Here is a 14,832-nt window from a genome sequence, read left to right as displayed (position 1 = left end):
TGCCACTACCGTTGCCGAACCGTTACATCCCGTCCGGGTAGGGCCCTGTCCTCACCATGCGGTATCGAGATCGGCGTGGCGACGAATCCACGAGTGCATCGCAATCCCGGCCGCGACACCGGCATTGATGCTGCGTGTCGACCCGAACTGCGCGATCGAGACCGTCATGGACGCGGACTCCCGCGCACTCTCGGAGACGCCGGGGCCCTCCTGACCGAACAGCAGCAGGCAGTTGCGCGGCAATTCTGCCGTTTCGATCGGCACCGAGCCCGGGGTGTTGTCGACGGCGACGACGACGAGTCCCTGAACCTCGGCGAACGCCATCAGCGCCTCCACCGAATCGTGATGCTGGATGTGTTGGTACCGGTCGGTGACCATCGCGCCGCGACGGTTCCATCGACGCCGCCCGACGATGTGCACCGCCTGCGCGGCGAAGGCGTTGGCGGTCCGCACCACGGTGCCGATGTTCGCGTCGTTCGCGAAGTTCTCGATGGCGACGTGCAGGGAATGACGGCGAGTGTCGATGTCGGCGACTATGGCCTCGCGTCGCCAGTATCGATATGCGTCGACGACATTGCGTCGATCACCGGCGGCGAGCAGTTCGGGGTCCAGTCGCGGGTCGTCGGGCGGGGGCTCGTCATGGTTGTCCGACCACGGGCCTACGCCGTTCGGGTTCTCACCCCATTCGGTGGGACCGACTTCGGCCGGCTGGTCTTCGATCTCGTTCTCGCTCAATAGATTTCGTTACTGTCCGGCGCGATCCGGAATCCGTGACCGGTGGCGTCGTTCGCGCACGAGATGCCGTTCTCGGCCGAGGTGCAGGTGTAACCACCCTCGGCGATGGTCGCGCCCACAGCCAGCGGCGGATCCATCGTCTCGCCACCCGAGGTGTACACCACTCCCCCGGAACACATGAATGCCGCGGGACCGTCGTTGGTCACGCGAATACCGTTGCCCCAGTTGATCATGCAGTCGTCGGGCCGCGGCGGAACCGGAGTGGTCGTGCCCTGACACCCGGCCTCGGTGCGACTCGACAGCGGCACGATGCCGCATTGGAACAGCCCGTCGGGCGAGGTGAAGTAATAGGCCCCGCCGATCGCGGCATACGTCGTCTGCGGCTCCGCGACCGGTGGGGGCGGTTCGACCGGCGGGGGCGGCGGCAGTTCCGACGTGGTCGTCACCGGCGGCGCAGTAGTGGTCGGTGCCGTCGTCGTGGTGGTGGTCACGGGGGTGGTGGTCGACGAGGGCGGCGGCGGCGGCGCTTGCGCAGCCGACTCACCACTGCAGCCGGTGAGGACGAGAGCCGACCCGACCCCGACAGCGACCACCCACGCCCGCAGCGTTCCGACCCGCACTTGCCCGAATTGTCTTGTCCTGCTCGACCGCACCGTGCTCAGCATGAAGAAAACCCGACCCACCTTTCGACACCGACTGCTCGAAAGACAGACGATACCGGCGCAGCGCCGGCATCGTCCGGTGCGGCGTTCTAGGTGTGGCTCAGACGGCGGTTGACTTCACGGGTGAGCCACGCAGGCGAGAACCGTGAACCGAGCGAGAGCGCCTTGGAGGGCAGCCCGACCGGGAAATGCACCTTGTGCAACCGACGCTTCACCGGACGGGTGGCGTCGAAGATCGCGTCGGACACATCCTTGACGGTGAGCTTGATACCCAACGAACTCGTGGTGCCCGTCGAGATCTTCTCGGTCATCGCCGTCTGGACGAACAGCGGCCACATGGCCTTGACCGCGATGTCGTACTTGCTCCATTCGAGATCCAACGCCTCGGTGATGCCACGTACCGCGAACTTGGATGCGCCGTACGTGACCAACTCGGGCTGACCGTAGATGGCCGATGCCGAGCACAGGTTGACGACCTGCGCGCCCGGAGTGTCCCTGAGATAGGGGAATGCGGCGTGGGTGCCGTATACGACGCCGTTGACGTTGATGTCGATCTGGCGGCGATGCACCGAGAGCGGCATGTCCTCGAAGGCCCCTGCAGCGAGGATCCCGGCATTGTTGATCAAGATGTCGAGTCGACCGTCGCCCTCGGCGACGAACTCCTTCAACCGGGTTTCCCACTGGTCGGAGTTGGTTACATCCAAAGTACCGGTGAACACCCGACCGCTGAGCGAAGCAGCTTCCTTGCCGAGTGACGCCAATCCGGTCTCGTCGATGTCGTATGCACCGACGAGGTAACCGTTGGCAGCGAACTTGAGTGCCGTAGCACGGCCGATGCCGGCCGCGGCACCTGAGATGAAGACAGTTGGTCGAGTCACATCGATCACCGTACATGTAACCCTACTTACGAGTAACCCCCCAATCTTCGATCGAACGAACGCCGTCTCCCGACGGCACAGGAGTACCGAAGTGAACGACTCGAGGATCGTGCGAGCCGTCGTCGCCGTGGCGATCGGCTATTCGATAGTGCTGGCAGTCTGGATCGGCTGGGTCGTGGACAAGACCCCGCCCGGCACATTGCCGTACCAGTTGGCAGCCCTGGTGGCCGGATTCGGCGCGGCTCTCGGCCTGGCCATGATGATCGCCGGACGCCCGACGCGCGAGCAGAAGGAACTGATCGAACACGGCGTCGAGGGGTGGGCGACGGTGGACGCGATCCGGCGCATCGACGACGACACCGCCGAACTGGACCTGGAGTTCACCGTGCCGGGCTCGAGCAGCTACTTCGGCAAGATCGTCTACGGCATCCCGCGAGCCGACACCACACACTTCGAGCCGGGCACGGTCATCGCCGTTCGAGTGGACCCGGCCCATCGAGAGCGGGTTCTGCTGCTTCCCCGTCACGACGTCGACGAGTAGTGGCCAGCGCGTCGACGAGGAGCATCTGAGCGGCCACGTACGTGGACAGGATCACCACCTCCGCCGCGCGGCGGTGCCGTTCGTCGGTGAGAAACAACCGTCGGTGAACGATCAGCGCGTCGGACAGCGTGAACAGCATTCCGCCCACGACGAGCCGGTGATCACCGCCACGCGAGACCGACCGCGCAGACAACGTCGACGTCGTCGCGAGCACGCCGCCGTAGGCCGACAACGTCGCGGCGACTGCCGGTTGGCGTCGAGCCAACAGAATCGACGCGGCCAACCAGCCCGCGTATCGCGGAACTGCGTCCAGCGGAACCGGACGCGCACCACGACGCCACAGCAGAAACGTGTAGCAGCCCTGCATGACTCCGAATGCCGTGGCACCGAGTTCGAGCGCCGAGTCGTCGTCCGGGTCGATCAACAGCACGTCGCCGATGGTGGCTGCGGCCAGACCCGCCGCCAGCACTCGATCGTGTGCCGGATCGAGGCCGGTGGCCAATGCGGGAACGATCAGCGGCTTTGCGATCTTCTGCAGCCGGGCCGAGCCCGTCCACGCGCCGAGCACCGTCACCGCAGCTGCCACCGATGCGGCAACGCGGGCACAACCGACCCGATCCATGTTCACTTCCGACCCTTCCTGGGCGAATCCGTCATAACGACCGTCACATGTGACCCTGACCCCTATCGCTTGATACTCGCAGGGCGCGTGGGCATCGTGGATAGGTCGGACAGATCATTTTCGAAAGCACTGGGGACCATCATGCGCCGCAAACTCACCGGGCACGCTCGCATCGCAGGTGACGAGGTCGCCGGCTACCCCAATCCGCTCCTCCGCGACTGCGACCTCCGCCAGGCACAGATCAAGCGCTGGGTCGTCACCCTGTTGATCGTCATGGTGCCGTTCTCGCTGTGGATCGGCATCGGTGCCTACTCCGAGCAGCAGCAACGACTCGACGAGCAGCGCACGTCGATCCACCAGGTGACGGCCACCACGACGGATGTCGCAGCCGTAGCACCGACGGCCGCAACCAGTTTCGACTCCACCAACGGTGCCGCCGTGACGGCCGTTCCCTCGCAGTGGGTCTACCGAGGTGTCGAGCACACCGGGCGCGTCAGCGTCGACACCGGTTCTCCTGTCGGTACGACCGCTCAGATCTGGGTGAACGACGCCGGCGAGCTGAGCCTGCGGCCACTGACCTCCTCGGACGTCGTCGCTGCCGCGATCTTCAGTGCTGTCGGAAGCTGGATCCTGGCGGCCACTGCGCTGGTCGGCTTCTACTACGTCATGCGCTACCGCTACGACGGGCGGCGAGACGCCGAATGGGATCGCGAGATCGCCGATCTGTTGAGTCGACACTGACCGACTCCCCCTCGAGCTCACCCCGCCCGATCGGACCCCGAGGTGAGACTCGCGTTGCGATAGATAGTTAGTGTATGTAACAATAAAGCAGTGAGTCATTCCCACGACGACCTCAGAGATCTGGTCTCGGAGCTGGTCACCAGCTCGTCACGCTTCGTTCGATTGGCCGCCCGGTTCGGCAGCGACGAATGGCCCAGAGCGTGGATGCGCGCACTGTCGCTGCTCGAGGAGTACCAGCCCCTGCGCATCAGCACATTCGCCGAGTTGGACCGATGCTCTCAGCCCTCGGCCACGGCACTGCTCGCGAAGCTGGGCAAGAACGGCCTGGTGACCAAGACATCCGACCCCGACGACTCACGGGCCGTGCTCGTCGAGATGACCGAGGCCGGCCATCGGTGGCTCGCGGCGAGTCGCCGTCACATCGTCGACGGACTCGTCCCGTACCTGTCCGACCGAGACCCGGAACAAATCCAGAAATTGACCGACGGCCTGAGCGAGCTTCGCAGCATCCTCGAACCCGTCGATCGCGAAAAGAGAGGAACTCTTTCGTGACCACCAGCACCTCCCCCGACAGCCTGCTGAAGCAACCGCGCGCAGTGTGGGCCGTCGCGTTCGCCAGCGTCATCGCCTTCATGGGCATCGGTCTCGTCGACCCGATACTCAAGCCGATCGGCGAACAACTGCACGCCTCGCCGTCTCAGGTGTCGCTGCTGTTCACCAGCTACATGCTCGTCACCGGCGTCGCGATGCTCATCACCGGCGTCGTGTCCAGCCGATTCGGACCCAAACGCACGCTACTGGCCGGCCTGGCCGTCATCGTGGTCTTCGCCGCCCTCGCCGGCATGTCCGGTTCCGTCGGCGAGATCATCGGCTTCCGCGCCGGCTGGGGACTGGGCAATGCCCTGTTCATCGCCACGGCGCTCTCGACCATCGTCGGTGCAGCATCCGGCGGCGTCGCTCGCGCGATCATCCTCTACGAGGCCGCACTGGGCATCGGAATCGCGACCGGCCCGCTGGTCGGCGGCCTACTCGGCGGATTCAGCTGGCGCGGACCGTTCTTCGGCGTCGCGGTACTGATGGCCATCGCGTTCATCCTGCTGATCGTCATGCTCCCGGACACCCCCAAGCCCGCGCACACCACGTCGATCCTCGACCCGTTCCGGGCACTGCGACACCGCGGACTGCTGACCGTCGGCATCACCGCACTGCTCTACAACTACGGCTTCTTCACCCTGCTGGCGTACACCCCGTTCCCCCTGGACATGGGCACCTACTCGATCGGTTTCATCTTCTTCGGCTGGGGCCTCTGCCTGGCCGTGGCATCGGTGTTCATCGCACCGAGACTGCAGCGGGCCTACGGAACGCTGAACATGATGATGCTCTCGCTCCTGCTCTTCGCCGTCGACCTCGGCGTCATGGCGATGTTCACCGAGAACAAGACCGTCCTGATCGTCGGAACCGTCGTGGCCGGCCTGTTCCTGGGCGTCAACAACACTCTGATCACCGAGACCGTCATGATCTCGGCACCGGTGGAGCGCTCGACCGCGTCGGCGGCCTACAGTTTCGTCCGCTTCACCGGCGGTGCCGCCGCTCCCTACCTGGCCGGCAAGCTCGGTGAATCCAACATGCACGTCCCGTTCTGGGTCGGCGCGGCCTGCACGGCCCTGGCCATCGTCGTCCTGGCGACCGGCCGAAAAGTCCTCTCCCACGTGGACGAACATGAGTCGGCACCACACAGCATCGACGAAGCCCGCGCGGTGACAGTAGGCGACTGAGCCTTCCGATCAACCGCTGGATCCGACGGCCGAGAGCATCACTCTCGGCCGTCGGCGTGTATCAATGGCCTCATTCGTCACATCCGTCTCATCAGTAACACTTTGGTAACCAATACCTCAGTAAAGGACTTTTCGGTTCGATGTACCGTCCGGTTGGTTTACGGTCACGTCATCACGGTTGTTCGTGTGACTCACCAACAACACTCGTTCCGCGTGGGAGGACGGGTGCGCGCAGCTCACTGCTGCCACTGACCGAAGGGCCACAATCTCCATGTCGCAGAAGTCGATCGCCAGGTCCAAGAAGGCGCGCCTCGCCGCAGCCGGGGCCGCCATGGCACTGTCCCTCTCCATCGCCGCACCGGGAATCGCCAGTGCTCAGGAGCCCAGCACCCCGGACAGCTCCGAGGTGCAGCAGGAGCCCGGCACCCAGGAAGGCACCGACCCCGGAACTCCCACCGGCGAACAAGGCGCACCTACCGAAGAATCCGGCACAGCGACCACCGAGGGCACTGCTGAAATGCAGCAGCCTGCCGCCGTCGTTCCCGCACCCGGCCAGGGTGACGCCGCCCGCGTCGCCGAGCCGGTCCCTGCCGCCCCGTCGACCGACCGCCCTCTGCCGCAGATCACCGGCGGAGTCGTGTTCAACGAAGACGGAACGGCCACAGTCAATCTCGACGTTATCCCGCAGCTGTCCGACGCCGAGAAGAAGGCCATCGCCGACGCCGAAGCCGCCAGCAAGGACGCCGCAGCCGCATCGGCTGCCGCCCAGGTACGACTCGAGACGGCCAAGGCCGCCGAAGCCACCGCGAGCACCGACGCCACCAAGGCAGAGGTTGCCGCTGCCGAAGCAGACGTCAAGGCCAAAGCCGCCGTCACGGCCGCCACGAACGCCAAGGTCGAGAGCGCAGCGGCCAGCGCTGCGGTCACTGCCGCGAAGAACACCGCTGCCGAACTGAAGACCAAGGCCGACGACGCCAAGGCCGCCGCCGACAGCGCAGCAACAGCCGCAACGGAGGCAGACGCCAAGGCCAAAGAACTCGAAGCCGCAGCCGTCTCGGGCGACCCCGAGGCCACCGCCAAGGCCGAGGCAGCACGCGCAGACGCCGATGCGAAGGCCGAGCTCGCCGTCACCGCAAAGGCCGACGCCGACGCGTCGAACAAAGCCGTCGAAGATTCGGTGAAGGCGTTGCAGGACTCCTTCAAGAACTTCAACCTCACCAAGGTGCTCGCCGCTACCCGGGCCGCAGCAGCCACCGCGGCCAAGTCGTTGGCCCTGAACGTCGAGGCCCAGACCGCAGCGGCAGTTGCCGCGGTGGCCGAGCAGAACGCCAAGAACCTCCAGGCCATCGCCGACGCAGCCACGGCCGAAGACACCGAGTCCGAGAAAGCAGCGGCAGCGGCCCGCACCGAGGCGGACGAGGCGAAGGCCGATGCCGAGGCCAAGGCCACGGCATCCGCCGACGCGCAGGCCGCACTGACTGCAGGTGACGGCGACGTCGTCGCCCTGCAGAAGAAGGCCGACGACGCGGCGAAGGCTCTGGAGGAGGCCAACACACTGGTCACCACCACCACAGCCGAGCTGCAGACCAAGACCGATGCAGCCGCGGCTGCCAAGACCAAGGTCACCGAAGCCCAGACTGCACTGAAGAGTGCTCAGGACGCGGCCACGACCGCCAAGGCCACCGCCGACACCAAGGCGAAGGCCGAGGCCGATCTCAAGGCGAAGGCAGCCGAATTGGCCGCCAGTGGACCGAAATTCACGTGGACCATCAACCTCGGCAACACCGTCGAGGAAGATGTTCCCGTCACCGAGGTCGACGAGAACACCGTGGTCGTCGACAAGACCGGCGTCTCTCTCATCGGCGTCAAGAACGAGGACGGGTCGTTCACCGTCGCGGACTACTTCACCACCGACGACAACGGCGTCGTCAGCGTGGCCGGAGAGCTTCCGCCGGTCGATCTGGCACTCGGCGATTCCTCGAACGAGGCGTCGGGCGCGTCGGACAGCTCGTCGAACACTCCGGTGATCCTGGCCGGCGTCGGCGTGGTCGTCGTCGCAGCTGCCGGTGGCGCGTTCTACCTGCGTCGCCGCAGTTCCACCGATGCCACCTCGTAACACCCGCTGGCTGTGGACGGCGATCCTGACGTTCGTTCTTCTCGTATCAGGTTGTGCGAGTGACGAAGTCGGGATCGCCGCACCCGATCGTTCGCCGGTGCAGTCGCAGATCTCGGGGGCTGCACCGACGGGCGATGTCGCCCCCTCTCGACCGGAGTACATCGAGCTGCGCTCGGCGGACGGGTCGACCTATCTGAGTAGTCCCATCCACCCGGACCCCCTCTATCGCGGCGGGGAAAGTGGGCAGGTGCTGAACCCGGTCGACGAACTACCCGCGTGGTGGGCCGAGAGCGGAATGCCAGGAACCGGCACCGAACAGACCGTTGTTGTTGCCGGACACAACTATTCGAAGCGTGATGCACCGTTCAAGGCGCTCCGGGTGGTGACACCGGGAGACACCGTGGTGCTCCGAACGGCCACCGGCACCATGGAGTACGCAGTCGAATCGGTAGGACCCCTCCCGAAGGGATCTCTGTTGGCGGACAACGACCTTCGCAAATCGGTGCCGGGTCGACTGATCCTGGCCAACTGCGACGTCCAAGGCGGCGAGCCGACCGACGACAACTTCGTCGTCGTCGCGCAGTTGGTTCACTGAAAAGGCTTGCCGACAGTCACTTTCGCGGCCGGGCCTGCGGTCCGGCCGCGAAACGGGCTACAGACCGAGGTCGGCCAAGCCAAGCAATGATCGGTATTCGAGCCCTTCGGCGGCGATGACGTCGTCCGCACCCGTCGCTCGATCCACGACCGTGGCGACCCCGACCACCGTCGCGCCCGCGTCACGCAGGGCCCGAACCGCGGTCAGGGGCGAATTACCGGTCGTCGTCGTATCTTCCACGACGAGAACACGTTTGCCGACGATGTCGGGTCCCTCGATCTGACGCTGCATACCGTGCGCCTTCGCTGCTTTGCGCACCACGAATGCGTCGATCGGCCGGCCCTGCGCATGCATGATCGCCATAGCGACCGGATCTGCGCCCATCGTCAAACCGCCGACCGACGCGAAATCCCAGTCGGCAACGAGTTCACGCATCAGCGAGCCGATCAGCGCACCTGCGCGATGATGGAGTGTCGCCCGACGCAGATCCACGTAGTAATCGGCTTCCTTGCCCGAGGACAACGTCACCTTCCCGTGCACGACGGCGAGCTCTTTCACCAGATCGGCCAGTTCCTGCCTGTCCGAATTCGCAGCGCTGTCGGCCATGTTCGGGTTCCTCTCGTCGTGCCATGAGGCGGTCGGGTCGCTACGAACTTACCCACCGAGATTCTCGACCACCCGCACCCGGGTACTGCGCGCAGCGCTCCCCTACGCGGCGACCTCGGCGGCCCGGTGCTCGTCGAGGGATTCCTTGGTTTCGACGAACGGTTCGGGTGCCGTCACCGAGCGAGCCTTCGCGATCAGCGAGGAGGGGAAAGACCCGACGGCCTCCGACAGCTGATACGCCGTGTCGTTGTACACCCGCACTGCGCCGGCGATCCGCTTCTCGGTGACCGTCAGGTCGCCGGCCGGCCCCTGGAACGCCCAGTTGCCGACCACACTGCGGCGAGCTTCGGCGTCGTCGAGAACCGCGTGGAAGGCGGCGGACAACGCGTTCTCAGCGGCGGCCTGCGCCTGCATGCCCAGTCCGCGATCACGGACTGCTTTGGACCACGAACGCGCTCCGGCTAGCTGACGCAGCAGGTCACCCGACAGGTCAGCCGACTCGGCCGCAGTCAGAAACGGCTGCAGTTGCACGTATCGACGCTCGAGCTCGACGTCGACGAGCCGTGCACTCTGCTCGGCCAGACCGCGGTACCGCGCGAGGCGGCGCACCACACGCAGGACATAACCGACCACGACGAGTACCAGCACGAGGACCACAACGCCCGAGAAAACCGTCACGAGGTACGAATTTAACGGTGCCCGGCCGCCGAGGCCGGTAGGCACGCCCGAGAATGATCAGGGTTGGTTGCGTCGCCGATCCGCATCGAACGGAATCGGACGGGACACGGGCGGGCGCGGTACCGGTCGCACCGGATTCACCGATCGCGGGGCCTGCGGGCCGCTCTGATCGAGCCTCGGCGGACTCGGCCGTCGACTCGCCTCCTGCGGACGAGAATCGGCAACGGGACTCCTCGTCTCGACACCGCGCGGTTCTGCGCTGCGCGGTTCTACGCTGCGCGGCGGGACGTTTGCGGACTGCTGGTTGCGGGGCGGCCCGACGCGCGGCTCCTGCACCAATGGCCGACCCGGATCGCTTCGATCACGGACGGACTCACCGCCGCCCGGTCGCGAGCCGTACGCGGCGCTACCGCGTACCGGTGGCAGAACGTGCAGCATCCCGGACAATCGCGCGACCGCATCGATCGCGGCATCCCAATCGCGCCCCGAACTACTCAGGGGCATCGATCCGAGAGTCCAGTCGTGTTCACTCCACAACAGCTGCAGATTCTCGGGAATCGACTCGGTGAACGCCGCCATCCGCTGGTCACAGACGCGACGAGCGATGTCGACGTCGGTGGCGAAGACGACCCGAGGTCCGATGGACCCGAGGAGTTGCATGTCCTCGTCGCGCGGAGGTGGCGTCGAGCGGGGCCTCAGATCGATGTCGACATCGGAGCCGACGGAACGCTGCACGGCCACGATGGTGCCCGTCTCCTCGACGTCGAAGAGCACGAACTCCTCACCTCGCCGAACTCCCGTGACGACGCCGAGAGCCACGTCGAATTCGGGCTTGGACAGCGCGGCGCGCGAGAACTGGGTGACCAGCTCTCGGTCATGGGGTCGGTACTCGTACCCCTGGGCCTTGGCCCACATCTGCCGTACCCGCCCGGATCTATCTCGCTTGGATCGGTCGATGTAGAGCAGCGCTGCTGCGCCCACGAGTGCAATTACCGCCAGGCCGAACCACATTGCCGTCATCGCGAACCACCTTAATCGACTTCCACCTCGCGCCCGTCCACGGCCGCTGACTCCTGGGAACGGTCATAGGAGCCGCACGGGATACGAGGGTCATTCCGCAGGCTCCACTCCCGCCGGACCTCAGGGTCATTCCGCAGGCTCCACTCCCGCCGGACCTCATGGTCATTCCGCAGGCTCCACTCCCGCCGTTACCCCCCGAGCTTGGGAGTCTCGACGATGACGTTCGCACGGATGATTCCGTTCTCGACGGCTTCTCCCTGCACCACGACGAAAGCACCGACGGTCAACGACGCCAGATCGCTACCGGACAACGAGATTATCTGGGTCTGCGGTGTGGTCTGCACCGTGACCGGAGCGCCGTCGAGGCCGTCGAGCGTCAACGTCGAACCGTCGTTGGCGTTGATCGTGCCTGCCGACGAGCCGAGCTGGCCGAGGATCTCTGGAATTCCACCCGGGATGAGCTCGGGTGTAGTTGTCGCACCCGATTCAGTGGGCCGCGGCGTGGTCGTGGGCGCGCTGGACGGCGAGGGCCGGATGGAGGTGGACGGTGCCGTGGCGGAGCTCGGTTCGTCCGACCGTCCGCCCAGAAACGCGATCCCCGCGACGACGACAACCGCCAACACCACGAACCAGAGCAACACCAGCAGCCACGGACGCGGACCCTTCCTGCCGGGTTCGGCCACGAACGGCTCCTCCGGCGGCGGCGTATCCCCGAACTGCTGCGGTTGTCCGAACTGCTGCGGTTGTCCGAACTGCTGGGTGTGGCTGTACTGCTGGGTGTGGCCGTACTGCTGGGTGTCGTATCCCGGGGCCTGGCCGTAGGCCTGGTTCGCGGCCGCCTGCTGCGCCGGGTCGAAGGGCGGGAAAGCCTGCGTCGGCTGGTAGCCCGGCGGATAAGCCTGCGGGTCGGGGTTGCCGTAGGCCTGGGTCGGATACGCCTCCGTCGGCTGAGCGCCCGGGTAGTGCTGGGGATCCGGGTACTGCTGCGCATCCGGGTACTGCTGCGCATCCGGGTACTGCTGCGCATTCGGGTACTGCTGGGCACCTGGGTGCCCGTAGTCCTCGGTCGGCTGGGATGACTCGGGATGGGATGACTCCGGCTGCTGCGCCGCGTCCTGATCGCGATCTCGGGGTGCTCGCGGGTCGTCCGGATTTGTCATTCCACGAGGGTACCCACGCCGAGAACGACCGCAGTGACAACGCCGCAGGCCCGCACGAGGTGTCGTGCGGGCCTGTTCGGGCTGATTGCCGGCTCGGGGCGCTAGCCCAGGATGAGGCGTTCGCCGTCCGGGCTCGAGTTGACCGACACCACGTCACCGTCGTGCACATCCCCGGCGAGCAGCAATTTCGCCAGTTGATCGCCGATGGCCTGCTGGATCAGTCGACGCAGCGGCCGCGCGCCGTACAGCGGGTCGTAGCCGCGGGCCGCGAGCCACATCTTCGCCGGCGACGACACCTCCAGCGTCAGCCGTCGAGCGGCCAGACGCTTGGCGAGGAAGCCGAGCTGGATGTCGACGATCGACTCGAGCTGGTCCTCGGACAATGCGTCGAACACGACGACGTCGTCGAGTCGATTGACGAACTCGGGCTTGAACGAACGACGCACCGCGTCCATGACCTGCTCCTTGGTACCGCCGGCACCGAGATTGGAGGTAAGGATCAGGATTGTGTTGCGGAAGTCGACGGTCCGGCCCTGACCGTCCGTGAGCCTGCCTTCGTCCAATACGGCCAGCAGGATGTCGAACACATCGGGGTGCGCCTTTTCGACCTCGTCGAAGAGCACCACGGTGTACGGACGCCTGCGGACCGCCTCGGTCAGCTGGCCGCCGGCCTCGTAGCCCACGTAGCCCGGAGGTGCACCGACCAGGCGTGCGACGGCGTGCTTTTCGCTGTACTCGCTCATGTCGATGCGCACCATCGCGCGTTCGTCGTCGAAGAGGAACTCCGCCAACGCTTTCGCGAGCTCGGTCTTACCGACGCCGGTGGGTCCGAGGAACAAGAACGAGCCTGTCGGACGGTTCGGGTCGGCCACCCCGGCGCGGGAGCGTCGGACGGCGTCGGACACCGCCTGTACTGCATCTTTCTGTCCGACGACTCGCTTGCCGAGCTCGTCTTCCATCCGTAGCAGTTTGGCGGTCTCGCCTTCCAGCATCCGGCCTGCCGGAATTCCGGTCCAGGCCGCCACCACGTCGGCGACGTCGTCCGGGCCCACCTCCTCCTTGAGCATCACGTCGCCCTGGGCAGGTGAGTCCTCGGTCTTGGCCGCGAGTTCCTTCTCCAAGGTCGGGATCCGGCCGTACCGAAGTTCGGCGGCCTTGCCGAGATCGCCGTCCCGTTCGGCGCGATCGGATTCGCCGCGCAGGTTCTCGAGCTCCTCCTTCAGTGCTCGCACCGAGTCGATGGCGTTCTTCTCGTTCTGCCACCGCGTGCTGAGCTGGGCCAACTTCTCCTGCAGGTCGGCGAGTTCCTGGCGCAGCTTGTCCAGCCGGGCCTTCGACGCGTCGTCGGTCTCCTTGGCCAGTGCCATCTCCTCGATCTCGAGGCGACGGACAGCACGTTCGACCTCGTCGATCTCGACGGGGCGCGAGTCGATCTCCATGCGCAGCCGCGACGCGGCCTCGTCGACGAGGTCGATGGCCTTGTCGGGCAGGAACCGGGCCGTGATGTACCGGTCGCTGAGGGTTGCCGCGGCGACCAGGGCGGAGTCCGTGATTCGGACACCGTGGTGCACCTCGTAACGTTCCTTGAGCCCGCGCAGGATGCCGACGGTGTCCTCGACCGAGGGCTCACCGACGTAGACCTGCTGGAATCGGCGTTCGAGGGCGGCATCCTTTTCGATGTACTTGCGGTACTCCTCGAGGGTGGTCGCACCGACGAGACGCAGTTCGCCACGAGCAAGCATGGGCTTGATCATGTTGCCCGCGTCCATCGCGGATTCGCCGGTCGCGCCGGCGCCGACGATGGTGTGCAGCTCGTCGATGAACGTGATCACCTGACCGGCGGAGTTCTTGATGTCGTCGAGCACGGCCTTGAGCCGTTCCTCGAACTCACCGCGGAACTTCGCGCCCGCGACCATGGAACCGAGGTCGAGGGAGACGACGGTCTTGCCGCGCAGGCTCTCCGGAACATCTCCCGCGATGACGCGCTGCGCGAGTCCTTCGACGATGGCCGTCTTGCCGACGCCTGGTTCGCCGATGAGCACCGGGTTGTTCTTGGTGCGCCGGGACAGCACCTGGACGACGCGGCGGATCTCGGTGTCGCGTCCGATGACGGGATCGAGCTTGCCTTCTCGCGCGAGCGCCGTCAGGTCGGTGCTGTACTTCTCCAGCGCCTGATAGGTGTTCTCCGGATCCGCGCTGGTCACCCGAGCGCTGCCCCGTACGGCTTGAAACGCGTCGCGCAGCTCGTTGGCTCCGGCACCGTGTCCGGAGAGGAGCTTGGCGACGTCGTCGTTTCCTGTCGCGAGACCCACCATGAGGTGCTCGGTGGAGACGAACTCGTCGTCGAGTTCGGTGGCCAGGTGCTGCGCTGCGGTGATCGCGGCGAGGGTTTCACGGCCGAGTTGCGGAGTGGTGGTCGAACCGGATGCCGAGGGCAGGCGGTCGACGAGGTTCTGCGCTTCTCGACGCACCGTTGCAGGGTCGACGCCGACGGCCTTCAGCAGTGGTGTGGCGATGCCGTCGGTCTGATCGAGCAACGCCACCAACAAATGTGCCGGACGAATATCCGGGTTACCGGCCGCGGATGCGGCCTGCAGGGCAGCGGAAAGTGCTGCCTGCGACTTCGTGGTGGGAGTGAAACTGTCCACCGGTCACCTTCTTTCCAGTGTGGGGTTCGAGCGTGTCGCTGGGTACAACCATAGA

General features: G+C 65.9%; 15 protein-coding genes. 6 read left to right on the top strand and 9 right to left on the bottom strand.

The genetic code is table 11. The features are described from left to right. Positions 1–51: 51 nt before the first annotated feature. The 3 genes from QM588_RS19040 to QM588_RS19030 all read right to left on the bottom strand — a co-directional run bounded on the left by QM588_RS19040 (position 52) and on the right by QM588_RS19030 (position 2,275). Complete coding sequence (locus QM588_RS19040; RefSeq protein ID WP_283315653.1) at positions 52–735, bottom strand: TrmH family RNA methyltransferase; 684 nt, start codon at positions 733–735, stop codon at positions 52–54. Further along, on the bottom strand, positions 732–1,400 hold the full coding sequence (locus tag QM588_RS19035; protein WP_442972945.1) for a DUF6636 domain-containing protein: 669 nt from the start codon (positions 1,398–1,400) through the stop codon (positions 732–734). The genes QM588_RS19040 and QM588_RS19035 overlap by 4 nt, the downstream gene beginning before the upstream one ends. Before the next feature lie 86 nt (positions 1,401–1,486). Further along, positions 1,487–2,275, bottom strand: a complete 789-nt coding sequence (locus QM588_RS19030) for an SDR family oxidoreductase (protein ID WP_027494308.1) — start codon at positions 2,273–2,275, stop codon at positions 1,487–1,489. Between the two features lie 91 nt (positions 2,276–2,366). Here QM588_RS19030 and QM588_RS19025 point away from each other — a divergent pair, with 91 nt between their 5' ends. After that, positions 2,367–2,816 carry a hypothetical protein gene (locus QM588_RS19025; protein ID WP_283315649.1) on the top strand — a complete coding sequence of 150 codons (450 nt, stop codon included), beginning with the start codon at positions 2,367–2,369 and terminating at the stop codon, positions 2,814–2,816. Here QM588_RS19025 and QM588_RS19020 read toward each other — a convergent pair. Continuing rightward, entirely contained in the window at positions 2,743–3,438 is a 696-nt protein-coding gene (locus QM588_RS19020; protein WP_283315648.1) for a lysoplasmalogenase, read from the bottom strand. The genes QM588_RS19025 and QM588_RS19020 overlap by 74 nt on opposite strands. 141 nt (positions 3,439–3,579) lie before the next feature. Between QM588_RS19020 and QM588_RS19015 the strand changes: the two genes are divergently transcribed. From QM588_RS19015 to QM588_RS18995, 5 genes are all read left to right on the top strand, one after another. Next, positions 3,580–4,179 (top strand): Rv1733c family protein, encoded by a 600-nt coding sequence (locus QM588_RS19015; RefSeq protein WP_283315646.1) that lies wholly within the window; start codon positions 3,580–3,582, stop codon positions 4,177–4,179. 90 nt (positions 4,180–4,269) lie between these two features. Beyond that, positions 4,270–4,731, top strand: coding sequence for a MarR family winged helix-turn-helix transcriptional regulator (locus tag QM588_RS19010; RefSeq protein ID WP_167327394.1), 462 nt, complete (start codon positions 4,270–4,272; stop codon positions 4,729–4,731). Further along, positions 4,728–5,954, top strand: coding sequence for an MFS transporter (locus QM588_RS19005; RefSeq protein WP_283315645.1), 1,227 nt, complete (start codon positions 4,728–4,730; stop codon positions 5,952–5,954). The genes QM588_RS19010 and QM588_RS19005 overlap by 4 nt, the downstream gene beginning before the upstream one ends. A gap of 271 nt (positions 5,955–6,225) precedes the next feature. Then, complete coding sequence (locus QM588_RS19000; RefSeq protein ID WP_283315644.1) at positions 6,226–8,070, top strand: hypothetical protein; 1,845 nt, start codon at positions 6,226–6,228, stop codon at positions 8,068–8,070. After that, complete coding sequence (locus tag QM588_RS18995; RefSeq protein WP_283315641.1) at positions 8,057–8,665, top strand: class F sortase; 609 nt, start codon at positions 8,057–8,059, stop codon at positions 8,663–8,665. The genes QM588_RS19000 and QM588_RS18995 overlap by 14 nt, the downstream gene beginning before the upstream one ends. A 57-nt stretch (positions 8,666–8,722) precedes the next feature. Here QM588_RS18995 and pyrE read toward each other — a convergent pair whose 3' ends face one another. The 5 genes from pyrE to clpB form a co-directional block, all read right to left on the bottom strand. Then, positions 8,723–9,271, bottom strand: coding sequence for an orotate phosphoribosyltransferase (pyrE, locus tag QM588_RS18990; RefSeq protein WP_027494314.1), 549 nt, complete (start codon positions 9,269–9,271; stop codon positions 8,723–8,725). A 102-nt stretch (positions 9,272–9,373) separates the two neighbouring features. Then, on the bottom strand, positions 9,374–9,949 hold the full coding sequence (locus QM588_RS18985; protein WP_283315638.1) for a LemA family protein: 576 nt from the start codon (positions 9,947–9,949) through the stop codon (positions 9,374–9,376). A 57-nt stretch (positions 9,950–10,006) separates the two neighbouring features. Further along, the gene (locus QM588_RS18980; RefSeq protein WP_283315636.1) at positions 10,007–10,969 is read right to left on the bottom strand and encodes a hypothetical protein; all 963 of its coding nucleotides are present in this window, start codon (positions 10,967–10,969) and stop codon (positions 10,007–10,009) included. A 188-nt stretch (positions 10,970–11,157) separates the two neighbouring features. After that, complete coding sequence (locus tag QM588_RS18975; protein WP_283315634.1) at positions 11,158–12,129, bottom strand: DUF5666 domain-containing protein; 972 nt, start codon at positions 12,127–12,129, stop codon at positions 11,158–11,160. A gap of 101 nt (positions 12,130–12,230) precedes the next feature. Continuing rightward, positions 12,231–14,777 (bottom strand): ATP-dependent chaperone ClpB, encoded by a 2,547-nt coding sequence (gene clpB / locus QM588_RS18970; RefSeq protein ID WP_283315632.1) that lies wholly within the window; start codon positions 14,775–14,777, stop codon positions 12,231–12,233. Between the last annotated feature and the right edge of the window lie 55 nt (positions 14,778–14,832).

Origin of the sequence: Rhodococcus sp. IEGM 1354, from assembly GCF_030056855.1 — a bacterium.
Classification (GTDB): Bacteria; Actinomycetota; Actinomycetes; order Mycobacteriales; family Mycobacteriaceae; genus Rhodococcoides.
Note: the sequence above shows the minus strand (reverse complement) of the source record. Positions and strands in the feature narration are given on the sequence as shown.

Coding starts and splice junctions, on each gene's coding strand:
- QM588_RS19035 (WP_442972945.1), bottom strand. CDS start 1,400: ATGCTGAGCACGGTGCGGTCGAGCAGGACAAGACAATTCGGGCAAGTG.
- QM588_RS19020 (WP_283315648.1), bottom strand. CDS start 3,438: ATGGATCGGGTCGGTTGTGCCCGCGTTGCCGCATCGGTGGCAGCTGCG.
- QM588_RS19015 (WP_283315646.1), top strand. CDS start 3,580: ATGCGCCGCAAACTCACCGGGCACGCTCGCATCGCAGGTGACGAGGTC.
- QM588_RS19000 (WP_283315644.1), top strand. CDS start 6,226: ATGTCGCAGAAGTCGATCGCCAGGTCCAAGAAGGCGCGCCTCGCCGCA.
- QM588_RS18995 (WP_283315641.1), top strand. CDS start 8,057: ATGCCACCTCGTAACACCCGCTGGCTGTGGACGGCGATCCTGACGTTC.
- pyrE (WP_027494314.1), bottom strand. CDS start 9,271: ATGGCCGACAGCGCTGCGAATTCGGACAGGCAGGAACTGGCCGATCTG.
- QM588_RS18980 (WP_283315636.1), bottom strand. CDS start 10,969: ATGACGGCAATGTGGTTCGGCCTGGCGGTAATTGCACTCGTGGGCGCA.
- QM588_RS18975 (WP_283315634.1), bottom strand. CDS start 12,129: ATGACAAATCCGGACGACCCGCGAGCACCCCGAGATCGCGATCAGGAC.